The sequence below is a fragment of the Plesiomonas shigelloides genome (assembly GCF_900087055.1).
GTDB lineage: Bacteria > Pseudomonadota > Gammaproteobacteria > Enterobacterales > CAMTGL01 > Plesiomonas > Plesiomonas shigelloides.
Window position 1 is genome coordinate 1,281,107 of record NZ_LT575468.1, and the last position, 24,463, is coordinate 1,305,569.

Here is a 24,463-nt window from a genome sequence, read left to right on the forward strand (position 1 = left end):
TAGCCGTACTGATGGATAACAACAACAAGAAAAACAAGCTGACAAAATCGGTTGTTGTCTCCGTTATTTTGCACGTGCTCGTGATTGCTTTACTGATTGTTGGCTCCCTGTATCAGGAGATCCCTGCCGGTGGCGGCGGGGGCGGGGGCGCAATTGATGCAGTGATGGTCGATCCGGGAGCCATGGCACAGCAATATAACCGCCTGCAGCAACAAAATGAGGATGCGCGTAAAGCGGAAAATGAACGCAAGCGCAAACTGCAACAGCAAAAAGAGGAAATGCAGCAGAAACAGCAGGCTGAAGAAGAGCGTTTACGCGATCTGGAAAAAGAGCGCTTAAAAGCGCAAGAAGAAGCGAAACGCACCGAAGAAGCCCGTCAGCAAGCCGAAGAACAAAAACGCCAAGCACAAGAAGAAGCGCGCAAGGCCGAAGAAGTTCGCAAGCAAGCTGAGGATGCTAAGAAAAAAGCCGAACAAGCTAAAAAACAGGCTGAAGAAGCCAAGAAACAAGCTGAAGCCGAAGCGTTAGCGGCAAAAGCCAAAGCAGAAGCTGAAGCTAAGAAACGGGCCGAAGCCGATGCAAAGAAAAAGGCAGAAGCCGAAGCGAAAAAGCAGGCTGAGCAAGCAGCAAAAGCGGCTGAAGAAGCGAAAAAGAAAGCTGAATTAGACGCGAAGAAGAAAGCGGAAGCGGATGCCAAGAAAAAGGCTGAGGCCGACGCTAAGAAAAAAGCTGAAGCAGATGCGAAGAAGAAAGCCGCTGCTGACGCCAAAGCTGCTGCCGCTCGCGAAGCTGCACAAAGTGAAGCGGCGTTAGACGATTTGTTCGGTGGCTTATCCGAAGAGGCCAATGCCCGTGAAGGACAAGCCGGAGGCGGCGGTAGTGCTGGCTCTGGTAAAGCCGGCGCGCCAGGCCCTGAAGGGGATAAGTACGGCGGGTTAATCAAGCAGGCAGTCAGCCGTAATATGTATGACACCAGCTTGTACCGTGGGAAAACCTGCAGTATTAAGATTAACTTTGCACCGGATGGTTTGATTCTGAGTTCGAGTGTGGTTGGCGGGGATCCTTCCTTATGTCAGGCGGCAGAGCGGGCAATAAAGATCACTCAGAAGTTGCCAAAACCACCTTCTGATGCTGTGTACAATAAATTTAAGAATGCCGTTTTAGAGTTTACCTTCTAAAACGACAGTGCGGATTGTGAACTAGGAGAGACAATGAAGCCGGTCTTAAAATTGTTTGCCGGGTTAATGATGCTGGTGACGGCTGTCGCCAGCGCAGAAGTCCGGATCGTGATTGATCAGGGTGTGGATACCGCGCGTCCGATTGCGGTCGTTCCTTTCAAATGGACCGGCAGCGGTAATCCGCCGGATAACGTTGCTGAAATTGTGGCGGCGGATTTGCGTAACAGCGGTAAGTTTAATCCTATCCCGCCTGCGCGCATGCCACAGCAGCCAACCAGTGCCTCGGAAGTCAATCCAGCACTGTGGTCTACAATGGGTATCGATGCCATTGTGGTGGGGCAGGTGCAAGCCGGTGCCGATGGTAACTACCTGATTTCGTACCAGTTGGTCGATACTGCGGGTTCACCGGGTACTGTGCTGGAAAGTAACCAGTATCGCGTGACCAAGCAGTGGATCCGTTATGCCTCTCATACCATCAGTGACATGGTTTTTGAGCGCCTGACTGGCATCAAAGGTGCGTTCCGTACCCGTATTGCGTATGTCGTGCAAACTAACGGCGGCCGCTATCCGTATGAGCTGCGCGTTTCTGACTACGATGGCTTTAACCAGTTTGTGGTGCATCGTTCTCCAGAGCCAATCATGTCTCCGGCGTGGACCAAAGATGGCCGTAAGCTGGCGTACGTCACCTTTGAAAACCGTCGCTCGCAGCTGATGTTGCAGGACCTGAGTACCTCTCAGCGTAAAATCCTGACCTCATTCCCGCGTCACAACGGTGCTCCGTCATTCTCTCCAGACGGCTCTAAGATGGCTTTTGCGCTGTCAAAAGACGGTAGCCTGAAACTGTACGTGATGGACATCGCTTCTGGTCAGATTCGTCGCGTGACTGAAGGCCGCTTTAACGATACTGAGCCGAGCTGGTATCCCGATAGCCAGAGCATTGCCTTTACCTCCGACCGCGGCGGTAGACCACAGATTTATAAATTAAATTTAGCTTCTGGTGCGGTCGAGCGCTTGACTTGGGAAGGTGCTCAGAATCAAAATGGTGAAATATCTCCGGACGGTAAAGCCCTGTATATGGTGAGCTCTACCGGCTCAGGACAACATATTGCAAAACAAGATTTGGATACTGGTTCAGTGGAAGTACTGACCAATACATTTCTTGATGAAACTCCAAGCGTTTCGCCAAACGGTATCATGCTGATTTATGGCTCAACCCAAGGTCTTGGCAGGGTATTAAATTTAGTGTCAACGGATGGACGTTTCAAAGCGCGTGTTCCGGCTACCGATGGTCAGGTCAAATTCCCGGCATGGTCGCCGTATCTGTGATGATAATGAAGTAAAATAATTAAAGGATACAATAAAATGCAACTGAACAAAGTACTGAAGGGACTGATGTTAGCTCTGCCAGTAATGGCTGTAGCAGCTTGTAGCTCTAACAAGAGCAACGACAACGCAGATCAGATGATCAACTCTGGCGACAGCAATGGCAGCATGTCCGCTGAAGAGCAAGCTCGTATGATGATGCAAGAGCTGCAAAAGAATAACATCGTTTACTTCGGCTTTGACAAATACGACATCCAACCAGAGTTCGCTCAGATGCTGGATGCTCACGCTGCGTTCCTGCGTGACAACCCATCTTACAAAGTTGTTGTAGAAGGTCACGCGGATGAGCGTGGTACTCCAGAATACAACATCGCTCTGGGTGAGCGTCGTGCCAATGCAGTTAAAATGTACCTGCAAGGTCGTGGTGTAAATGCTGACCAAATCTCTATCGTTTCTTACGGTAAAGAGAAGCCAGCAGTTCTGGGCCATACTGAAGACGCGTACGCTAAAAACCGTCGCGCAGTACTGGTTTACTAATAAGGATATCGCATGAACCGTAACTACAGACCGATTATCAGTCTGTCGTTACTGGTACTCGCAGCCGTGTCTGGCACGGCTGCGGCGCAAGCTCCTGTATACGAGGCGGGCTCCGGATCTCTTGAAGATCGGGTGACTCGCCTCGAACGTATGATGGAAGCGCGTAACCAGTTACTGACAGAAACCCAGCAGCAGTTAATGTCTCTGCAAGGCGAGATGGATCAGTTACGTGGTTCGCTTGAGCGCAGTGAATATCAGCTAAATCAGGCGGTTGAACGCCAGCGTCAGCTCTATCAAGAGCTCGATAATGTCTCTGCTCAAAACAAGCAAGCGGCTGATACCGCAACCACTGATGCGACAGCGCCAGCCGCAGCAACCGCACCAGCTGCAAAAGCCGCCGCGCCTGCTAAAGATGTTGTGGTCAGTGATAATGCGGTAGAAAACCAAGCCTATGATGCAGCAGTTCAGCTGGTATTGCGTGATAAGCAATACGATAAAGCGATTACTGCGTTTCAGGACTTTATCGCGAAGTATCCAAAATCGGTTTACCGGCCGAATGCGCATTACTGGTTAGGGCAGTTACTGTTCAGTCAGAAGCGCACCGATGAGGCAGCGGCGCAATTTGCCGCGGTGGTAAAAGATTTTCCAAAGTCACCCAAGCGGGCCGATGCCATGCTTAAACTGGGTGTGATTGCTCAGGAGAAAGGTGATGTGGCGGGAGCCAAAACGGTGTTCCAGCAGATTATCTCTGCTTATCCAACATCGTCATCAGCCAAAATGGCCAAATCCCGTCTGGCAGCATTGGGTGGTTAAACCTAGCGCTGTAGCTTATCCAATTCAGCTTTAATCAGTTTTTTATAGCCCGTCCATTAGACGGGCTTTTTTTTATCCTGAAGTCAGGCAGTTGGCACGGATAAGTGGCTATGAGGAGGCGGTTGGAAGCGTAGTTGCTGAGGCTGGCATACGGGCTTATTCAGTTTCCTCATTTTTCTTTATGCTTTTTTCTCATATATATCGAAATTAATGAACTTTTCCATTTCCCATATATTAAGTGATGATAGGCATCAGTAAACTTTATGTAAATAAAAGCAGACTCAGGGTCGCACCTGCGCTTAGGGAAGGAAGTATGAACTGGTTAGTGCTTGGCAACGTTGCCATCTTTGTAATTATTGCGCTGTTTTTGTTCCGCTACCAACGTAGCGGTGTGACGCTATCGCGTGCCGTGTTTGTTGGTTTGGTACTGGGGATTGTGCTGGGCTCGGCATTACACTTTGTCTATGCCCATTCTGAAGGGGTGATCAGCGAGACATTGGGTTGGTTAAACATTGCCGGTAACGGTTATGTGAACTTACTGCAAATGATTGTTATGCCGTTGGTGTTTGTGTCTATTTTATCGGCAGTTACACGTTTGAGTGATGCCAGTTCGTTGGGCAGTATCAGTTTCTCGGTATTGGCGGTATTACTGCTGACTACCGCGGTGGCTGCGGCAATTGGTATCGGCGTAACCGAAGTGTTTGGGTTGTCGGCTGAAGGTCTGACGCAAGGCGCGCGTGAAATTGCGCGTGGCGAGATGATGGTGACCAAAAGCAGTGAGATTGCCAGCCTGACATTCCCGCAGATGTTGGTGTCCTTTATTCCAACTAATCCGTTTGCGGATCTGGCCGGTGCTCGCTCAACGTCGATTATCAGTGTGGTGATCTTTGCCGCCTTCTTAGGTGTGGCTGCACTGAAATTGAAAGCCGAAAAGCCAGAGCATGGCGAGCGTATTGCCGGTGCGATTGATACTCTGCAGACTCTGATTATGCGTCTGGTTCGCATGGTGATCCGCTTGACGCCGTACGGTGTGATGGCGCTGATGACCAAAGTGGTGGCGACATCCAATGTGCATGACATCATAAACCTGCTGGGCTTTATGGTGGCATCATATGTAGCGATTGGCTTGATGTTCGTGGTGCATGGTGTGTTGCTGGGCGTGTTTGGTGTTAACCCGCTGCACTACTACCGCAAGGTATTACCGGTACTGACTTTTGCCTTCACATCACGCTCCAGCGCAGCAACCATTCCGTTGAACGTGGAAGCGCAAGTGGACAAGCTGGGTGTACCGCCAACTATCGCTAACTTTGCAGCGTCCTTCGGTGCCACCATTGGTCAAAACGGCTGTGCTGGGATTTACCCAGCGATGCTGGCGGTAATGATTGCACCAACCGTGGGTATTAACCCGATGGATCCAAGCTTCCTGATGACACTGATTGCGGTAGTGACTATCAGCTCCTTCGGGGTAGCCGGTGTCGGTGGTGGTGCGACATTCGCTGCTATCATCGTACTGTCGACCATGAATCTGCCGATTGCTCTGGCTGGCTTCCTGATCTCTATCGAGCCGCTGATTGATATGGCGCGTACTGCGCTGAACGTAAACGGTGCGATGACGGCAGGGGTCGTCTCTAGCCGAGCGTTAGGGCAGACCGACATGGCAGTGTTTCGTAGCGCCGATGAAGTCGATGCCTGATGAGATAAGTCAGTGTTGAGTGCGTAACTCAGCGACACATCAGATTGTAAAAATCGCCACCAAAGTGTGGCGATTTTTATTTGTGTGGAATTAATTGCGTTGCAAAGGACTCATAATAGAAAGAGGTTTCCATTGTGTGTTTGTTCCTACACCGGTTAAGTGCGTTGGGATAAGCCCGTATCACATGTGCCTGTTGGGCCAGTAATCAGAAGTAGTAAGAGGTAGTCTATGACCCCGCAAGAAAAAATGATGATTGAGGGTGTGGCCGAGCGATTGCGTGCACATACACTGACCAGTAAAGATCCGCAGGCCGAACAGCTGATTAGCCAAAGTATTGCGACCCAGCCTGATGCCTTGTATCGCCTGACTCAGAGCAATATTTTGCAGGAAGTGGCGTTAAATGAAGCGAAGAATAAAGTCGCGGCTTTAGAGCAGCAATTGGCCGCTTATCAAAACCAAAGCATGTTCGATCGGGTTCGTGGTGCGGCGCCACAACAAGTTGCTCCGCCGGTATCGAGCTATCAACCGTCTATGTTTGGTAGCTTTATGAAAACCGCTGCGGCGATGACGACTGGGGTGGTTGCTGGGAATTTGATTTCCGATGCGTTAAGTGGCCTATTTAGCTCCGGTGAGCGGGAAGGGGCATGGGGCGCCGCAGGGGCGGCTCCTGAGGTGGTGGAGAATATCACCAATAACTTTATCGATCCGGCTTCAGCTGCGGGATTAACCTCGGACGATGCTAATTCGTTTTTAGCTAACTCTGATTCATTAGCACAGATGAGCAATACCGATGGCAGTAACCCGTTTGGGTTGAGTCAGGATATCAATGATCCGTGGAGTGATGCGGGTAACAATGGTGCATTTACGGATAACGGCAACGATAACAGTAATGACAACGGTGATTTTGGTGGTTTCGGTGCCGATGATAATAACGGCGGCGGTTTTTTTGATGACGATGATGATAACAACGGCTTTTTATAAGCGTTACGTTATGTAATGTCTTGACTGACAGTGTGCTGTCACACCGTAAAAATGCTTTCCTCGAGAGGTGTGTTTATCGCTGCAATATAGTCGGTAAGCAATCGTTAGTATAGGTATAAGAAAAGCCCGTTACGTATCACGTAACGGGCTTTGTTATGGATTATCGGTCAGATGGTGAAACGGTGTATTACATTACACGTTGCGTATTCTGCCTATTACGATCCAGTCTTAGTGACTGGCACGTCCTTGACGAGCACTGTAGATCAGGCTGGCAATGACGGAGATGGCTAAAATGGCGCCCACGATACCCAGCGACAGCAGAATTGGCAGCTTGTACCATTCCACAATCAGCATCTTGATACCGATAAAGACTAAGATCACCGCCAAACCATACTTCAGCAGGGCAAAGCGATCGGCGAAGTCTGCCAGCAGGAAGTACATCGCTCGTAAGCCCATGATCGCAAAGATGTTAGATGTCAGGACAATAAACGGATCGGTGGTCACGGCAAAGATAGCCGGGATACTGTCGACCGCAAAAATGATGTCACTGATTTCAACCAGCACCAAAGCAAGGAACATCGGGGTGGCAAAACGGATCCCGTTACGCACGGTAAAGAAATGTTCGCCATCGAGTTCGTGGGTGACGTTGAAGCGGTTACGGATCCAGCGCAGCAGTGGGTTCTTGTCAAAGTCGCCCTCATCCTCGCTGCTCTTGAGCATCTTCAGGCCGGTCAACACCAAGAAGGCACCGAAGATATACAAGATCCAGTGGAATTGGGTGATCAGCCAGCTACCGGCGAAGATCATACCGGTACGCAGAACGATAGCGCCCAGTACCCCGTATAGTAGCACGCGGCGTTGCAATTCTGCCGGAATGGCAAAGTAACCGAAAATCATCAACCAAACAAAGACGTTATCGACCGCCAGTGCTTTTTCAATGACATAACCGGTTAAAAATTCGAGTGATTTTTGGTTGGCCAGTTCACGGCCAAGGTTGGCATCTAGGTAATACCAGATCCCCAAATTGAACAGCAATGCCACGGCAATCCAGATTAATGACCATGTTGCTGCTTCTTTCAGTGAGACTTTGTGGTTTTTGCCGCCCTTCAGCACCAGTAAGTCAACCAACAATAGGCCGACCACCAGAACAAAGAAGGCAATCCACATCCATCCGTTACCGACAGTTTCCATAGTGATAGTATGCTCCTAAAACAAAAAAACCGAGTCCATAAGGCTCGGTCAATCTATTTTAGAGGGATCGACTTTGCCTTACGGCAAGGTCTCACTTACAACATATCAGCATGCTGCCTGAATGCCGGGTGAAAACACCGTAATGACGACAATTCAGCTTTGAAGTTACTCCCCTTGTACCGCAATTATATTCGATACATATTGATTCTGCTAGGAAAATTACGCGCCACCGCACCCACAGCCACAATCAGGTTTGCTGCGTTTACGTAAGTTATAACCCACCAGCAGTACCAGAAAAACAACTGCCAGTGTAACAGGCCAACTCCAGTACAGCGCGCTGATAATTGCAACGGCAATAGCCAGTATTATCAGTAAATATTTCATCTTTAGCCTCTCAATCAGTGCTCAGCGCAAAACGTTAAATGATAATAATAGTTATTTCTTTTTAATGCGAGTGCCGATATGACCTCAGGCGGTATGAGCGCGTGTGGAGAACGAAGACCATTAAGGCGGGGAATAGGGGAATGTCAGGGGGGAAATCAGTTGTCGGTGGTGTTGAGTGTGGTATTGCCGCCCAGTGTGGGCGGCAGTAGTTCGCAATAGTTAGAGTAGTGGGGTGAAGAAATAGAAGAACTTCTCCGCAATGCGATGACGTAATGGGCGCTGCAACCACTGGCCGATATTCAGTTGGGTGGAGCGAGCAATGTAGTCATCTTGCACAAAGCCCAGTTTTTCACCAAAACTGGTGTCATCAATGGCGATGGTGACTTCAAAGTTAAGCCACATGCTACGAATATCCAGATTAACCGTGCCCACTAAACTGAGATGATCATCAATGAGCAGGCTCTTGGCATGTAGCAGACCGCCTTCAAACTGGTGGATCCGCACGCCGGCAGCCAACAGTTCATCAAAAAAGGCGCGGCTGGCCCAGCCGACCATCAGGGAATCATTATGTTTCGGGATCACGATATCCACCTGCACACCCCGCGAGGCGGTAGAGCACAGCGCCAGCATCAGACTGTCGTCAGGGATAAAATAAGGCGTGGTCATCACGATACGCTTACGCGCTGCGAAAATCGCCGTGGACAGAGCTTGTGGAAGCAAATCTTTCGGAAAACCCGGCCCAGAAGCCAGTACTTGCACGGCATGCGCATTTTCCTGCGTGACGGGCAGGATAGGGCAACTTGGCAGCGATGGCAGGTGGCGCTCGCCGGTTTCCACTTCCCAATCCCACGCAAAAATACAGTTGAGCGCTGATGCTGCTGGTCCTTCAATGCGTACCATCATATCGACCCACTGACCCACGCCGGCATCTTGTTTGAAATAACGTGGGTCGACCATGTTCATGCTGCCGGTATAGGCGATGTCATTATCGATAATGACAATTTTGCGATGTTGGCGCAGATCCATGCGACGTAAGAAAACCCGCAGCGGGTTTACGTGCAGGGCTTCCACTAAGTCGATTTGTGCATGGCGGAACAGCTCAGGGTAACGGCTACGGAAGAAACGTAAACTGCCGACCGAGTCCAGCATCACTCGACATTTGACACCACGTTTCGCCGCTTCAATCAGCGCATTGACCACATGTTCAACTAAACCGCCGTTATTCCAGATGTAAAACACCATGGAGATATGATGTTGGGCGAGATTAATGTCGCGCACAATGGCACTGAGGATGTCATCTGTGGTGGTGAACAGATGTAATTGGTTGCCATTGATGCACGGCGTTTTCAGCCGTCGTCGGCATAAATTAAAGAGTGGTGCTGCCGTATGGCTGGATTTCATATTCACCAGATGATCGCACTGGCTTAAAGAGTTGAACCAGTCAGAGAACGGTTTCCACATGGCTTGTGAACGCGCAGCGCGGCGCGATCCCAGATAAAGCTCGCCAAAAAGCAAGTATGCAATGATGCCGACCAAGGGAACAATATAGATAACCAGCAGCCAAGCCATAGAAACAGCGACAGTTCGGCGCTTCATCAGCACGCGCACCGTTACGGCGGCTACAATCAGCCAATAGCTAAAAATAAGGATCCAATCCACGATATGAGCTATGTCAGAAATATACGTCATCCTGGCCATCTTTATTATCTTTCACTGTTGTAGTTTAAGGACTTTCTGTCATCAGTGGAATTCAGCACTGACGGTAAACTATGTGAAATTGTTAATTCTTCATGTTGATCCGCAAACGACGGAGGTATACTTTCGGCCCCAATTGTGAGGTATTCATGTTTCCTATCGTTTTTCAGCATCCGGATTTTGTGGTTATTAATAAGCCTGCCGGGATCAGTGTGCACCGTGATGACAACCTGCACGGTTTAACCGCTCAAGTGGCTGAGCAACTGGGGGTTTCCCAAGTTTGGTTGGTGCATCGTTTGGATAAAATGACATCAGGTCTTCTTATCTTAGCACTGAATGCCAAGGCAGCGGCTGAATTATCCGGTCTTTTTGCACAACGAAATGTTGAAAAATTTTACATCGCGCTTTCAGATAAGCAACCGCGTCGTAAGCAGGGAAAAATCTGTGGCGATATGGCGCGCTCGCGCCGTGGAACATGGAAATTACTGGCCTCGCAACAAAATCCTGCGGTTACCCAATATTTCAGTGCAGGTACTGGCGCAGGCTTGCGTTTATTTCTTCTGCGTCCAGCGACCGGTAAAACGCATCAGATTCGGGTAGCACTAAAGAGTGAAGGTGCGGCGATTTTAGGAGACCCTCTATACGGTAGCGCGGAATATGGGCAAGGTGAGTTAGCCGATCGCGGTTACTTGCATGCTTGGCAATTGCGTTTTACCTATCAGGGGATGGAATATCAGGTCAGTGCATTGCCCGAAGCGGGACAATGTTTTGCACTGAGTGGTGTATTACAACAGCTGGCACAATGGGCAGAGCCATGGACGCTTCCTTGGCCGGCTGTGCGGGTTCCCGCCGCCACTGATGATGAGTCAGAGTAACACGACGGGATAACGCCAGTTTCTGGCCGGTCGTCTGATGATCGGCACTGGCGCAATAACAGCGTTATTAATCAGGTAGTATCTTATAATGCGAAAATCTCGAACTGCAACCGTCCGCTGGCGCTTGCTACGCCGGGTGCGTTTGCACCAGCGCAAAAATGATATCCATGCGCGCCGTTACCGACATATCTATCGTTTACGTCGTGAAAGTCATCTGCAGTACCATGCGTCACTGGTGTATTACGTGATACAGCGTGGGTTACCGCGCTATCATCAGTGCGGGCGCTTCCTGAACTGACGCAGTCTTATTTCTCTGTGGTTGCTTATTGATTCACGCCGCCGATCTTAATGTTGGCGGCGTGCTAGTAAAAGGCGGTAAGTAAACCCAATTGCGTGCTTATTGGCAGCTCTCTTTGCTCAAGCGCAACTGGGCCGGTGTTTGTTGCTGTAGCGTATTGACACTGATTTGGTAGGTGACGCCTTGGTTGAGTATTAGCCGGATAGCACTGTCAGCACACATACGTGTGCGGTAGGCGTCGAGAAACGCAGCCGGTGTTTGCTGTGGTCCGTTATTATTTTGATTATCCTGCACAAAAACCAGTTTGATCTCTGACGACAATTTACTGGCCATGACCAAGGTATAGCCATTGCCTTGCATTGGCAGATAATTACGTAGGCGATTAACCTGCTGCTCAGCCAGCTGTTCGGCTTGCGAATCACTTTGGTTCATCGCGCAACCGGTTAGGCTTAATACGATCCCCAGCGCCGCCAGTGCGGTGACTAACTTCATCCTTGCATCATCCTTTTCTTATTCTTGTATCCGTACCCGTGCTTTCGTGTGATGTGTTCCGTTAGGGTAAAACGCGGCGAAAGGGTTTTACGGTTACCTGACGATAGACTCCCGCAGCCACATAAGGGTCAGCTTCCGCCCATTGTTTGGCCTCTTCCAGTGAGGAGAATTCGGCGATGACTGTCGAGCCGGTAAATCCAGCGTCGCCTGGATCGACACTATCGATGGCTGGGTTGGGGCCAGCAATAATCAGGCGCTGTTGTGCCGCCAGCGCTTGCAAACGCGCTAAGTGTGCTGGGCGAGCGTGTAAACGTGCCGCCAGACTATTTGGGTGATCTTCAGCAAAAATGACATACAACATAGCGCGTAATTCCTTTTTTGTCGTTAAGCCTTTCTAATCGCGAAGCGTAGATTTCACTCTTTATGCTCGCTGCTTTCGCGTCGAGAACAACACATCAGCGTTTCCATATTCGCATGATATGCAAGAAATACAATGTTGAGAGGCTCAGCTTGCCTCGGAGATAGCATTTTTTCGAGTGATGGTTGGATTTAATGCATTAGCTGCTGAGTATTAGCAACGTATTAAGAAGGCAAGGAAAAGCCGGTGTAGGTTTAAAGATAATTTACCGAGAGGTATTGACTGACAATAAAAACAAACAGACGGCGCGATGCACCGTCTGTAAGCATTCTGCACATATCAGAGGATTATTTCTGAGTAGCAACCGCTTTAGCTTGTTCGTGGATTTTGGCTTTCATGCTACCCACAGTTTGCTCAGGGTGCTTTTGACACTCTTGGATGATCATTGGTGTGATAGAACCCACTACTTGTGCATCAACATAGTCACCGTGTTTGTAATCGGTGTCGTAGTTCGCTACCCAGAATGCCATTGGAGTCTGTGCTTTCGGGTTCAGCAGCAGGAAATCCTTACAGGTCATATCTTGTGGTGCTGGCGTGGTGGTTGCTGGCGCGGTAGCGGCAAAGCTGGCACCGGAGAAACATAATGCAGCGAAAGTTACACCAAGCAGAGTTTTCTTGTTCATTTTCGTACCTCGTGTACGCAGTGGACTTAATAAGAATGGATGACTTTATCTCATGTCATCTGACTGCTCTAACAGTAATCCCTAAGGAAGTATAGCCGCAACGCTGTAAACGCTAACAAACTGTATTCTTTGTGTATAAAAATGTCAGAGTGTGAGGGATTGGCGTTGGTGGCAATACTTATCGATTTGGACGGCTATGACGCGAGGTTTAGTTATAAGAATGATATGCAAAAAATGTCGTAAAATTAATGAGCTATAAAACTGAGCGCGTGAAACCGTTAACCGACTCCCGAGTCGTAAACGGTTTCACAAGCACTGATTATGATTGCCAATTTCTGGAGCGACTTTGCGTCTTTATTACGCGACCACGAATTACTTTGATTTCTCGTCAGTTGATTGAGGTGCGGTAGTTGCGGCGTTTTCCGTACCTGACTGACGATTTTTATCGGAATGCTGTGGCGGACGAACAAAACCATGACGTACGCGGGAAGAGCTAGGACGGCTTCGGTGGCAGGCAGGAAGTGGACTCATAAATGCCTCGGCTTATAGTCTGATTTATCAGTAAAATGAGGTTGTCAGTTAACCCAGTATTAACATGAGAGCAGTGTACTCCGGTGGCACAATCTTTTGAATGGGGTAGAGCACAAATTCACGGTAAAAAAGCGTGCTTTTTCGCTGTATCCGAGATGAATGGCAGACTGAATATGCTGCTTTTTATAGTGCAACTGGTAGAACGAGAAAGTTAAGGAATAAGACCGCGTTGGTGAGTGGTCGATCCTATACTGCCGATGATATTAAAAGAAGAAATTGTTATGAAACCTGCGGGGCACTTGCGGTAGAAAAAGAGGTGTAATGAAGGCGATCTTAATAAGAAAAAATCAATAAGAAAAGCGCAATAAGTGAAGAACAATAAAAAACACAGATAAAAGAAAAGGGGGGATGACTCCCCCTGAATATCATTTGCAATGACACGCGAATATCATAAAACGATGCAGACGGGCTGCATCAAGCGGTGACCCAACACACATATAAAACTAGTTGAGCATGACGTGGCAGTCAACGGAAATTTACATTCCGTTAACGTAAGCGTTAACCCATCATGTGTAAATATCATGAGATAGTATTAATCGGTAGTCTGGTATGCTGATTAAATTCTCTTTATGCAGTGTATTGTTATTTTCATCTTCGTAAAAAGACTGCCGTTGTAGGGAGCCCTTACCTTTATTGGGGTGAATGATGTTGAGGCAAAAAAACGCCCACGAGATTCCGTGAGCGTGTAATCAATAGTCGGTGAGCTACGGTTGTCAGCCCGCGCTGATAATAGCTGTCTCGCGCTTAATAACGTGCCGCATTGAGCAGCATTTGGGTATACGGATGCTGAGGTTGGCGGAACAGTGATTCAGTTGGCCCGGCTTCTACAATCTTGCCATCTTTCAACACCATCACTTGGTGGCACAGTGCACGTACGACATGCAGATCGTGACTGATAAAGAGATAAGCCAAGCCGTGACGAGCTTGCAACTGCTTGAGTAGCGACAAGATTTGCGCTTGTACCGTACGATCCAGTGATGAAGTGGGTTCATCCAAGATCAGCAGCTCAGGGCGCAGGATCAAGGCACGGGCAATGGCAATCCGTTGGCGCTGGCCACCGGAGAACTCAAAAGCGTAGCGGTGGCGGCTTTCTGGGTCTAACCCAACCTCTTGCATGATGCTGATCACCTGTTGCTCGCTTTCTTGCGCCGATAAACGCGCGTGCAAACGCAACCCTTCCGCAATGATGTCACCGACAGGCATGCGTGGGCTGAGTGATGAGAACGGATCTTGGAAAATTACCTGAATGCGTGAGCGATAGGGCAGCATTTGCTTGCGGTTTAGGCGATTGAGATCAGCCTCATCAAAACGGATTTCCCCTTGTGATGGTAACAGGCGTAGCAATGCCAATCCGCAGGTACTTTTGCCCGAGCCACTTTCGCCGACCAAGCCAAGGCTTTCGCCCCGATTGACGCTGAAACTGACATCATCCACCGCTTTAACATGGTCAACCGTGCGTTTGAGTAACCCGCGCTTAATCGGGAACCAAACCCGTAAGGCTTCCACGTTGAGTAACGTTTGCGCCGGCGTTGGTGCTGGCACCGGCTCGCCTTTAGGCTCGCTGTCGAGCAATTTTTGAGTGTAAGGATGCTGCGGCTGGCTGAATAACTGTTGGGTGGGCGCGGTCTCCACCAGCTCACCTTGGCGCATCACGGCTACGCGATCCGCTAGACGGCGCACAATGCCTAAATCATGCGTGATGAACAGCATGGCCATGTTCATTTCGCGTTGCAACTGCTGTAGCAAAGTGAGGATCTGGGCTTGTACCGAGACATCCAATGCCGTGGTCGGCTCGTCGGCAATCAAAAGGTCGGGAGCATTTAGCAGAGCCATGGCGATCATCACCCGCTGGCGTTCGCCACCAGACAGCTGGTGGGGGAATACATCAAGCTTGGTGTGTGGATTACGCAGACCCACTCTCTCTAGCCATTCCAATACCCGCTGCCGTGCAGCGGCGCTGCTCAGCGCCTGATGGATAATCAACGACTCACTTAACTGACGGACGACCGTGTGTAGCGGGTTAAGCGATACCATTGGTTCTTGGAAGATCATGCTAATCCGGTTGCCGCGTAGCCCTCGGAGGTGATTGGCGGACGCGGTTAGCAGGTTTTCGCCGCGATACACGATCTCGCCGTGTGGGTAGCGGATGGTGTCAGGGTGTAAGCCCAAAATCGACAAGGCAGATACCGATTTACCTGAGCCACTTTCACCAACCAGTGCCAGCGTTTCACCGGGCATGATTTGCAGCGAGAGGTCTTTGACCAGCGTGGTAGCGCGTTCACCTTGATGAACCGCTACGCTGAGGTGGCGAATATCAATCAACGGCGCGTTATCGCTCATGTGTGAAGACTCATTCGGATGGTTTGCGGTTTGCTGCGCCATAATTCAATACGCCTTATGCGGATCGTAAGCATCACGCAGGCCTTCACCGATAAAGACCAGCAACGAAAGCAGCACCGAGAGCACCACGAAAGAGGAGATGCCAAGCCACGGCGCTTGTAAGTTGGCTTTACCTTGCGCCAACAATTCACCGAGTGATGGTTCACCCAGAGGCAGACCAAAGCCGAGAAAATCCAGCGAGGTCAGTGTGGTGACGGAGCTACTTAAAATAAACGGCAAAAAGGTGAGGGTAGCGACCATGGCATTCGGCAAAATGTGACGCCACATGATGAGCCGGTCAGGGATCCCCATAGCATGTGCTGACCGAATGTAGTCAAAATTACGGGCACGTAAAAACTCAGCACGGATCACGCCCACCAGACTCATCCACCCGAATAGCACGGTGATCCCAAGCAGCCACCAGAAATTCGGCTCAACAATACTGGAAAGAATAATCAGCAAAAATAGCGTTGGCATGCCGGACCATACTTCGATAAACCGTTGGCCGAGCAAATCAATATAGCCGCCGTAATAGCCTTGTAGCGCACCCGCCGCAATACCTATCAGGCTAGAGAAAAAGGTCAGGGCAATCCCGAACAACACTGAGATCCGAAAGCCATAAATAATGCGCGCTAGCACATCTCGCCCTTTGTCGTCAGTGCCAAGCCAATTAACGGAGGATGGCGGTGAGGGGGCAGGTCCATCGAGGTTATAGTTGATGGTGTTGTAGCTAAAGCGAATGGGCGGCCACAGCATCCAGCCGTACTGATCGATTTTATCGGCGATGTAGCGGTCACGGTAGTCGGCTTCGGTTTCAAAATCGCCACCGAACGTGGTTTCCGTGTAGTTAAACAACACCGGACTATAGAGGTGCCCTTGATAATAGACTAACAGCGGTTTGTCATTGGCGATCAGTTCGGCACCAAGGCTCAGAATAAACAAGCACATAAAGAGCCACAGTGACCAAAAGCCGCGCTTATTGGCTTTAAAGCGTAACCAGCGCTGTCTGGCGATAGGGTGAGTAAACAGCTTCATCAGCGCGCCTCAAAATCAATACGGGGATCGACCAAGGTGTAGGTGATATCGCTTAAGATCCCCAGCAATAATCCCAGCAGAGTAAAGATATACAAGGTACCGAACATGACCGGATAGTCGCGTTGCATGGTCGCTTCAAAGCCGAGCAGCCCAAGACCTTCCAGCGAGAACATCACTTCTATCAGCATGGAGCCCGTGAAGAACATGCTGATAAAGGCCGCTGGAAAGCCGGCGATAATCAGCAACATGGCATTACGAAAGACGTGCTTGTACAGCACTTTGGATTCGGTCAGCCCTTTGGCGCGCGCTGTCACCACATACTGTTTGCGGATCTCATCGAGAAACGAGTTTTTAGTCAGCATGGTGAGGGTGGCAAAACCGCCGATGACAGTGGCGGTAATGGGTAGCACTAAGTGCCAGAAATAATCTGCAATTTTGCCGTACCAAGGGAGGCTAGCAAAATCGGGGGACACCAGACCGCGCAAGGGAAACCAATCAAAGTAACTGCCGCCAGCAAATAACACGATTAATAAGATGGCAAACAAAAAGCCAGGAATAGCATTGCCGATGATGACTAAGCTACTGGTCCAGATATCAAAACGGCTACCGTGGTATACCGCTTTGCGGATCCCAAGGGGGATTGAGATCAGGTAAATGATCAGGGTGCTCCATAAACCGATCGAGATAGAAACCGGCATGCGATCCACGATCAAGCTGATCACAGAACCACCTTTGAACAGACTGTTGCCAAAGTCAAAACGCAAGTAATCCCACAACATGGTGAAATAGCGTTCATGCAGTGGTTTATCGAAACCAAAGCGGGTTTTAATTTCGGCAATCACTTCTGGATCTAAGCCCCGCGAGCCGCGATAGCTGGTATCGGTTTTACTCACCTGTACTTCTGCGCCGGCTTTACCATTAAAGCGCCCGAGCACATCGGCATCTTGTTGCAGCTCAATGGCGGCAATCGCTTGGTCCACCGGCCCACCAGGGGCGACCTGCACGATAAAGAAATTGACGGTAATGATCGCCCACAACGTGGGGATGATTAACAGCAGTCGCCGTAGTAAGTATGCCGCCATAGGTGATTCCTTATAACGCGTTATTGCCGAGCCTTGGGCAGTTTGGCGGCTTTATTAATGTCCACCCACCAAGTGTCAAAACCGAGCCCGTAAGCTGGGCGAACTGCCGGTTTACCGAATTTGTTCCAGTACGCGACGCGAAAATTGCTCAGGTGCCACTGCGGGATCACGAACATATTCCATTGCAGCACGCGATCGAGCACTTTACCGAGCGCCAGCAGTTTCTCCGGATCGCTTTGTGCGCGGTCAATCTCTTCTGTCAGAGTATCAATCACATGATCGGTCACGCCGGCTAAGTTATAGGTGGAGTCTAAAAACTTAGAGTGCCAGGCTAGCTTCAAATCAGGGCTTGGGAATGGCGCAGCGGCATAGCCGCTGGCAATAATGTCGAAATCCCGTTTACGCAGGCGATTGATGTACTGTGAGGTATCCACGACACGAATGTTCATGGTGATCCCAAGACGCGCTAAGTTTTGTTTTAGCGGCGCCGCAATGCGCTCATTACTGCTGCTGTATGTCAGCAGTTCAAAGATAAACGGCTGTCCGGTTTCTTTATTGACCAGCTTGCGATCGCGGATCTCCCAACCAGCTTGTTCAAGCAATTCCATGGCTTTACGCAGGTTAGGGCGATTATTGCCGGAGCCATCGGTTTTCGAGGGCTGGTATTCATCGGTAAAGACTTCTTCTGGAACCTGCTGGCGGAAGGGCATTAAGACCATCAGCTCTTGCTCGGAAGGCAATCCTTTGGCTTCATAAGGCGTATTTTGGAAGAAGCTGCGCGTCCGGGTGTACTGGTTATAAAACATGGTCTTGTTCAACCATTCAAAATCGAAGGCCAGATTGAGCGCTTCACGGACATTACGGTCTTTGAACAAGGGATTTTGCGTGTTGAACACCAAGGCTTGCATCCCTTGGGGGATGCTGTGCGGGATATTTTCGCGAATGATGTAGCCTTTGGTGAAATTGGGGCCGGTATAGAGTGTTGCCCAGTATTTGGCGACGTACTCCTGCCGAAAGTCGTATTCACCCGCTTTAAACGCTTCCAGCGCGACGGTATCGTCACGGTAATAGTCATAGCGGATAGTATCGAAGTTATAGCGTCCACGGTTGACAGGCAGGTTAGCGGCCCAATAATCGGCAACTCGCTGATAGACCACATATTGCCCCATGGCATAGTCGGTAATTTTATACGGGCCACTGCCGACGGGCGGCGTCATGAGCGGTTCGGCTAAATTACGATTTTCCCAGAAGTGCTTGGGCAATATTTGCAGGCCGCCAATTAGGCTAAGCAGCAAGGCGCGATCGGGAGACTTAAGCTCGAAACGAACCGTAAGCGGTGTTAGAGCTTCCACCGTTTTTACGTTTTGGTAGTAGGTCTTAAATTGTGGAACGCCTTGTTGCATGAATTTGTTAAACGAGAACACCACATCGTCTGCGCGAATTGGTTTGCCATCTTGAAAACGGGCATTGGGATTGATGCGCACTTCCATCCAGCTGAAATCATCGGGATAACGGGCGAATTCCGCAATCAGTGGATAATAACTTTGGATTTCGTCGGCTGACGAGGTGAAGAGGGTGTCATAAAGCGTTGAGCTATCGCTGGCAGGGACACCGCGTTGGGCATACGCATTGAAATTATCGAAGGTGCCGATAGCGTGCAACGTGACATTGCCGCCTTTAGGTGCGGCTGGATTGACGTAATCGAAATAGCTAAATTCTGCGGCGTATTTAGGAGAGCCGATGGCAGCGAAGGCATAGCCTTCGTTGATTTGCGCGTGTGCCGTAAATAATGGCGCGGCAGTCATTAAGACTGCCACACAGACCTGCCGAAGACCCATTGGTCACTCCTTTCGTTAGGCTTCTTGTCATGCACGGGTGCACTAAGATTTTATAACGAAAAGAGCGAACGAAATATTAAGTCGCTTCGTTAACGGAAATCACACGGCGTGCCTGACGGTAACGGTTTTTCCAATAACCATCGTTCATGCTGGAAATCATCACACCTGAACTGGTGGAAGCATGTACGAACTTGTTGTTACCAATATAGATACCAACATGACGCCCTGTCGAGCCGGCACGGAATAAAACTAAATCGCCCGGTTCCAGTTGCTTCTTGTTGATGGCGGTGCCGGTGGTTTGCTGGCCGCTGGTGGAGCGAGGCAGCTCAATACCGAATTGTTCTAAGAACGTGCGTTGAACGAAGGCTGAGCAATCAATGCCTTTCTTGCTGTTACCGCCTAAACGATAACGAACGCCACGCCATTCTGAGTATTGATCCAAAATTTTGGTTTTTACGTTGGCATTACGGACTAATTCTTCGAACTCAGCCTGAGATGCTTGTTGCACCTGAGACAACTGGGTGCCGGCGTTCTTGTCAGTACCCTTATGTGCCGTGGTAGTGGTACAAGCCGAAAGTAGAAGCATCAGGGTTGCCATTGGCAGTGTTCTTAGGACCTTTTTAAAGGTCGATGGAGCCTCTGTCATTGGTAACTTTTCCTTTTGTTCATTCCATTGAGTGTTGTAATTAATCAGTCAAACGCATGCCAGACTACGAATTGCCCACTCTTAGGGCAAACTAAAGTTTGCTGAAACGTGCACTGGAACACATTTATACCCTGCTGGCAGCGCGTCAGCGTGATTTTTATTCAGCAAGAAATGCATGAACTGGTCTGCGCAGCGGGCGTAAGGTTACCGAACTTTTCGGTCTATTTCGAGCTTTGTTTATGCAATTTGTTGTGCTTGGCTATTCATTGACCACAAAAGGGACGTGTTGTTGTCATTATGTTTTGTTTTCTGTTAACGAAATAGCCGATGTTTTTCAGCTTGTTACTGAGCTACGGGGTGTCAGCATTTTGCTGCGTGGAATAAAAATTTATTGGTTATAAAAAATTAAAAATAAGCTATTCACAATTGTGCATAAAAAAGCATCTTTGCGGGGGAGGCAAGGGCGTGATTACGTTGCTATCCGGGCGAGAAAATGTCGTCTCAACGCAGGCAAACAGGGGGTTTTACGTGGTTCAGCGTCAGAAAATAACAAGAAAGAGGTGTGTTGTATTTATCCCTCTATTGAGATGCGGCGCATTAGGCTTGATGCGTTAGGTTCGAAGTGGAGGTTAGGCCGGAAGTGATGGGGCGGAACAATATACGCACCATCAAAATATGCAATATAAGTATGAGTACAACCCAAACCTCGGCCTGTCGTTCACCTCGTTAACGATTGTGGTTAGCGTAGCGCTTGGTATAGCAAATGCTGCAGCAGTTGATTGCAGCGCTCTGGTGATTCTGCGGGGGCGGCATGATGAAGGCCGGGCAAAGTATGAAAACGCGAATAACTTAGTGGAGCAAATAAACGACGACGACGCGCTTCACTGAGATAATCGAGCTCACTGCTGACGATATCGACGGGAACGCAGTTTCGTTGCATCAACTCAGCGGAGGCTTGCCAATTTTGTAGGCTGTACAGTAGGCGCAGATATTGGGCTTTCGAGTTTAGGCTGAGCTGCTGGATAAAGCGTTCACGTACCGCATGCAATTGCGGATCCGGAAACAGCAAGGGAGCGGCCGCTTTAGCCATATTCTCCACGCCAAATAAGCGAACAAACCAGATGCGTTGGGTGAAAAATCGGCTGACATCCTGATCCGTTAAGCGCAGATCGGTCGTGCCGTTGATCAAAATGGCATGCAGCACTTGATGTGGATGTTTGAGCAATAACTCCAATCCCACCAATGCACCGAGTGACAAACCTATCACAATCACCGGCCCGCAATTTTGTGTCAGTAACCAGCGCGACAGGGCACGGGTCATTTCCGGAATACCGCGGTGTGATGTCAGTGGCTCGGATTGCCCATGTCCGGGTAAATCCGGCGCGAGGACACGATAATAAGGGGAAAACGCACTGAGTTGCGGTTGCCAGTCTGTAGAGTTGGTTCCAAGGCCGTGCAGGAACAAAAGTGTGGGTTTGGTGTGACCGTAACACAGTGCATGCATGGCGATGGCTCCAACATCCAAAAAAGGGGCATTCCCTCAGAATAGACCTAAACAGGGAAAGACCGACAACAGGGGATATATAAAGCCTAGTGCGTATTGTTTTATTTGCTAGTCGTGAAACAGATCACGCATCTTAAAACTGGTTGCGTAAACGTTTGCCTGTGTTTGCGTGGTCAGTATCATATTGCCACTTTCTGCCCAGCCGTTTGAGGTAACTATGCCGTTCTCTAAGTCGTCATTCTCCAAGTCTGTGCTTGCACTGACGATTGCCGCAGTCTCTTTTTCTGGTTATGCCGCTCAGCAAGCGGATCTGATGATCACTGATGGTACGGTTCTGACCATGAACCCGCAAAATCAGGTCTTTGAGCAAGGCACTGTTGTGGTTAAAGGCAACAAGATCATTGCCGTTGGTGGCCCAGAGCTGGCTAAGCAATATAAGGCAGATAAAGTGCTGGATGTGGACGGTGACATTGTGATGCCCGGTCTTATCAATACCCACACGCATGCGTCGATGACCGTGTTCCGCTCGCTGGCAGATGATGTGCCGGATCGTTTGCACCGCTATATCTTCCCTCTGGAAAACAAGATGGTGTCCCGTGACATGGTGCGTGTCGGCGCGAATCTGGCCAACGTAGAAATGGTCAAAGGCGGTGTGACCACCTATGCCGATATGTACTACTTCGAAGATGAAGTAGCAAAAACCGTGGATAAAATCGGTATGCGTGCCGTGCTGGGTGAATCAGTGATTAAATTCCCGGTTGCGGATGCTAAAAATGCGGACGAAGGCATTCAGTACGCGGTGAACTTTATCAACGAATATAAAGATCACCCACGTATTACACCGGCTTTTGCGCCACACGCGCCGTATACCAACACGACCGAGCATTTACAGCAGATTGCTAAATTGTCACAGGAGCTGGATGTGCCGGTGATGATCCACTTGGCTGAAACCGACCGTGAAGTGGAAGAGATTGCAAAACGCACTGGCGGTAAGAGCCCAGTGCAGTACATGGCGGACATTGGCGCGCTGAACAACAAAGTGCTGGCTGCTCACGCCATTGAAGTGAACGACAAGGACATGGATCTGCTCAAGCAGTATGACGTGGGCGTGGCGCACAACATGAGTGCTAACATCAAGTCCGCTAAAGGTGTTGCGCCGGTGACGACGATGCTGGAAAAAGGCATTCGTGTAGGTCTGGGAACAGATGGCCCGATGTCAGGTAACACTATCACCACCATGGATGAATTAGGTCAGGTGGCGAAAGTGCATAAACTGGCGACCAAAAACCGCGCGGCGATGCCTCCACTGACGGTGGTTGAAATGGCAACCATGGGTTCAGCCAAAGCGCTGCACATGGAAGACAAGCTGGGTTCGTTGGAAACCGGCAAGTTGGCTGACGTGATTGTGGTTGATACCAAAGCGCCAAACATGGTGCCAATGTATAATCCATTTGCGGCGCTGGTTTACGGAGCATACGGCGCCAACGTTCGCCACACCATCGTGGATGGCAACATTCTGATGCAAGATCGCAAACTGCTGACTGTGGATGAAGAGGCGATTCGTAAAGAAGCGTTGGCGTTTTCTGACAAGGTGCGCGAAGCCGTGATTGCGAGCGGGGAAGTCGTCAAATAGCGACATCTTCTCAATAGGCAAAATATCTCATACAGTAGGCGCGTTTTAGGGAAAGCGACTGCGGCGCTTTCCCTGTTTGCTGCATCGTTTATGAGGTGAATAATGAAAAAAATCACATTACCAGTACTGGCACTGTCTGCCGTGATGCTGGTTGCGGGCTGCGCAAATGGCCATATGACCAAACGTGAACGTGATACCACCATTGGCGCGGCAGCCGGTGCTGTTGTAGGCCATGTGTTGTCTGATGGCAGTGCGTTGGGCACCGTCGGTGGCGCGGTTGTCGGTGGCATGGTAGGTCACGCATCCTCCCGTTAATCCTTGTGATTTGCTGCAAGAATCCCTGTGCTAATGCACGGGGATTTTTTGTTTTTGGGGCGCAGAAAACTTTGGTTCTGCCGGTGAGCAGTGTACCCTGTGAGGGTAGTTTGTCCGGCGTATAGCAGAAAATATGCCCCAATGACATGAAGTTGCAGGAAGGAGTCCGTGATGTTTCCGGTAGACACGCATACCCATACGATTGCCAGTACCCATGCTTATAGCACCATCCATGACTATATAGAGCAGGCAAAACGTAAAGGGATCCGGTTGTTTGCAACTACCGATCACGGCCCCGAAACGGCAGATTCTCCCCATCATTGGCATTTTATGAATTTACGCGTGATCCCACGAATTGTTGATGGCGTGGGCATTTTACGCGGCATTGAGGCCAATATTCGCAATCGCCAGGGCGAGATTGATTGCTCTGAGAAAATGTGGGAAGTGCTGGATCTGATCCAAGCCGGTTTACACGATCCTTTTTTTACCCCGCAAGATATTGATGTGCATACCGATGCCCTGATCAACACAATCCGCAGTGGCAAAGTGCAGATCATCACCCATCCGGGCAATCCTAAATTTCCAATTCATGTCGATGAGGTGGTGAAAGCTGCTGCCGAGTGCGGTGTCGCGCTAGAAGTGAACAACTCCTCGTTTGTGGTTTCGCGGGCGGGCAGTGAGCATACCTGTCCGGCGATTATTGCGGCGGCCAAACGCCACGGAGCGTGGTTGGTGATGGGGTCGGACTCACACATCGCTTTCTCGCTGGGGGATTTTGAGCATTCGCTACGCTTGATCAATGAGGCGGGTTTCCCACACGAGCGTCTGTTGAACACCTCGCCGCGCAAATTACTCGATTTTCTGGAAAGTCATGGCAAAGCGCCGATTGCGGAATTTGCCGATTGGTGAGTATTTCGGCTGAATAGAAATAGAAACCGA

At 49.7% G+C, this 24,463-nt stretch carries 23 protein-coding genes; 11 read left to right on the forward strand and 12 right to left on the reverse strand.

Annotation, left to right across the window (positions count from 1 at the left end; genetic code table 11):
- The first annotated feature begins 8 nt into the window (after positions 1 to 8).
- The 6 genes from tolA (at position 9) to NCTC9997_RS05620 (ending at position 6,525) form a co-directional block, all read left to right on the forward strand.
- A complete protein-coding gene (gene tolA / locus NCTC9997_RS05595; protein ID WP_413463050.1) occupies positions 9 to 1,178 on the forward strand; it encodes a cell envelope integrity protein TolA in 1,170 nt (389 codons plus the stop codon).
- Between the two features lie 33 nt (positions 1,179 to 1,211).
- On the forward strand, positions 1,212 to 2,504 hold the full coding sequence (tolB, locus tag NCTC9997_RS05600; protein ID WP_010861920.1) for a Tol-Pal system beta propeller repeat protein TolB: 1,293 nt from the start codon (positions 1,212 to 1,214) through the stop codon (positions 2,502 to 2,504).
- A gap of 36 nt (positions 2,505 to 2,540) precedes the next feature.
- Positions 2,541 to 3,038 (forward strand): peptidoglycan-associated lipoprotein Pal, encoded by a 498-nt coding sequence (gene pal, locus NCTC9997_RS05605; RefSeq protein ID WP_010861919.1) that lies wholly within the window; start codon positions 2,541 to 2,543, stop codon positions 3,036 to 3,038.
- A gap of 12 nt (positions 3,039 to 3,050) precedes the next feature.
- Entirely contained in the window at positions 3,051 to 3,851 is an 801-nt protein-coding gene (gene ybgF / locus NCTC9997_RS05610) for a tol-pal system protein YbgF (RefSeq protein ID WP_064977536.1), read from the forward strand.
- Positions 3,852 to 4,164: 313 nt separating this feature from the next.
- Entirely contained in the window at positions 4,165 to 5,544 is a 1,380-nt protein-coding gene (locus tag NCTC9997_RS05615; protein WP_064977537.1) for an L-cystine transporter, read from the forward strand.
- Between the two features lie 228 nt (positions 5,545 to 5,772).
- Positions 5,773 to 6,525, forward strand: coding sequence for a DUF2076 domain-containing protein (locus NCTC9997_RS05620; RefSeq protein ID WP_064977538.1), 753 nt, complete (start codon positions 5,773 to 5,775; stop codon positions 6,523 to 6,525).
- Positions 6,526 to 6,753: 228 nt separating this feature from the next.
- Here NCTC9997_RS05620 and NCTC9997_RS05625 read toward each other — a convergent pair whose 3' ends face one another.
- The 3 genes from NCTC9997_RS05625 to cls form a co-directional block, all read right to left on the reverse strand.
- Complete coding sequence (locus NCTC9997_RS05625) at positions 6,754 to 7,716, reverse strand: TerC family protein (protein ID WP_039046194.1); 963 nt, start codon at positions 7,714 to 7,716, stop codon at positions 6,754 to 6,756.
- Positions 7,717 to 7,935: 219 nt separating this feature from the next.
- Complete coding sequence (locus NCTC9997_RS05630) at positions 7,936 to 8,100, reverse strand: hypothetical protein (protein WP_156121110.1); 165 nt, start codon at positions 8,098 to 8,100, stop codon at positions 7,936 to 7,938.
- Positions 8,101 to 8,319: 219 nt separating this feature from the next.
- The gene (gene cls / locus NCTC9997_RS05635; RefSeq protein WP_370586009.1) at positions 8,320 to 9,780 is read right to left on the reverse strand and encodes a cardiolipin synthase; all 1,461 of its coding nucleotides are present in this window, start codon (positions 9,778 to 9,780) and stop codon (positions 8,320 to 8,322) included.
- A 164-nt stretch (positions 9,781 to 9,944) separates the two neighbouring features.
- On the opposite strand from cls, the gene NCTC9997_RS05640 reads away from it, so the two are divergent.
- Both NCTC9997_RS05640 and NCTC9997_RS05645 read left to right on the forward strand, forming a co-directional pair.
- On the forward strand, positions 9,945 to 10,670 hold the full coding sequence (locus tag NCTC9997_RS05640) for a TIGR01621 family pseudouridine synthase (protein WP_064977539.1): 726 nt from the start codon (positions 9,945 to 9,947) through the stop codon (positions 10,668 to 10,670).
- An 88-nt stretch (positions 10,671 to 10,758) separates the two neighbouring features.
- Positions 10,759 to 10,968, forward strand: coding sequence for a hypothetical protein (locus tag NCTC9997_RS05645; RefSeq protein ID WP_010861912.1), 210 nt, complete (start codon positions 10,759 to 10,761; stop codon positions 10,966 to 10,968).
- A gap of 99 nt (positions 10,969 to 11,067) precedes the next feature.
- Here NCTC9997_RS05645 and gspS2 read toward each other — a convergent pair whose 3' ends face one another.
- The 9 genes from gspS2 to NCTC9997_RS05690 form a co-directional block, all read right to left on the reverse strand.
- A complete protein-coding gene (gene gspS2 / locus NCTC9997_RS05650; RefSeq protein WP_064977540.1) occupies positions 11,068 to 11,460 on the reverse strand; it encodes a type II secretion system pilot lipoprotein GspS-beta in 393 nt (130 codons plus the stop codon).
- A gap of 61 nt (positions 11,461 to 11,521) precedes the next feature.
- Entirely contained in the window at positions 11,522 to 11,821 is a 300-nt protein-coding gene (locus tag NCTC9997_RS05655; RefSeq protein ID WP_064977541.1) for a YciI family protein, read from the reverse strand.
- 344 nt (positions 11,822 to 12,165) lie between these two features.
- The gene (locus NCTC9997_RS05660) at positions 12,166 to 12,501 is read right to left on the reverse strand and encodes an HdeA/HdeB family chaperone (RefSeq protein ID WP_052242283.1); all 336 of its coding nucleotides are present in this window, start codon (positions 12,499 to 12,501) and stop codon (positions 12,166 to 12,168) included.
- Between the two features lie 1,335 nt (positions 12,502 to 13,836).
- On the reverse strand, positions 13,837 to 15,474 hold the full coding sequence (yejF, locus tag NCTC9997_RS05665; RefSeq protein WP_413463047.1) for a microcin C ABC transporter ATP-binding protein YejF: 1,638 nt from the start codon (positions 15,472 to 15,474) through the stop codon (positions 13,837 to 13,839).
- A 3-nt stretch (positions 15,475 to 15,477) separates the two neighbouring features.
- Entirely contained in the window at positions 15,478 to 16,506 is a 1,029-nt protein-coding gene (locus NCTC9997_RS05670) for an ABC transporter permease (RefSeq protein WP_047707656.1), read from the reverse strand.
- On the reverse strand, positions 16,506 to 17,588 hold the full coding sequence (locus NCTC9997_RS05675) for a microcin C ABC transporter permease YejB (protein WP_010861906.1): 1,083 nt from the start codon (positions 17,586 to 17,588) through the stop codon (positions 16,506 to 16,508). Before NCTC9997_RS05675 ends, NCTC9997_RS05670 begins: the two co-directional genes overlap by 1 nt.
- 20 nt (positions 17,589 to 17,608) lie before the next feature.
- A complete protein-coding gene (locus tag NCTC9997_RS05680) occupies positions 17,609 to 19,426 on the reverse strand; it encodes an extracellular solute-binding protein (protein WP_064977542.1) in 1,818 nt (605 codons plus the stop codon).
- Positions 19,427 to 19,502: 76 nt separating this feature from the next.
- Positions 19,503 to 20,072: a bifunctional murein DD-endopeptidase/murein LD-carboxypeptidase gene (gene mepS, locus NCTC9997_RS05685; RefSeq protein ID WP_036768515.1), complete on the reverse strand. Its 570-nt coding sequence runs from the start codon at positions 20,070 to 20,072 to the stop codon at positions 19,503 to 19,505.
- Between the two features lie 739 nt (positions 20,073 to 20,811).
- Positions 20,812 to 21,576, reverse strand: coding sequence for an alpha/beta fold hydrolase (locus tag NCTC9997_RS05690; RefSeq protein ID WP_064977543.1), 765 nt, complete (start codon positions 21,574 to 21,576; stop codon positions 20,812 to 20,814).
- 217 nt (positions 21,577 to 21,793) lie between these two features.
- Here NCTC9997_RS05690 and NCTC9997_RS05695 point away from each other — a divergent pair, with 217 nt between their 5' ends.
- From NCTC9997_RS05695 to NCTC9997_RS05705, 3 genes are all read left to right on the forward strand, one after another.
- Positions 21,794 to 23,209, forward strand: a complete 1,416-nt coding sequence (locus tag NCTC9997_RS05695; protein ID WP_039046203.1) for an amidohydrolase — start codon at positions 21,794 to 21,796, stop codon at positions 23,207 to 23,209.
- A gap of 102 nt (positions 23,210 to 23,311) precedes the next feature.
- Positions 23,312 to 23,524, forward strand: coding sequence for a glycine zipper 2TM domain-containing protein (locus tag NCTC9997_RS05700; RefSeq protein WP_010861901.1), 213 nt, complete (start codon positions 23,312 to 23,314; stop codon positions 23,522 to 23,524).
- A 171-nt stretch (positions 23,525 to 23,695) separates the two neighbouring features.
- Positions 23,696 to 24,433, forward strand: a complete 738-nt coding sequence (locus NCTC9997_RS05705; RefSeq protein WP_106911002.1) for a phosphatase — start codon at positions 23,696 to 23,698, stop codon at positions 24,431 to 24,433.
- Positions 24,434 to 24,463: the final 30 nt, after the last annotated feature.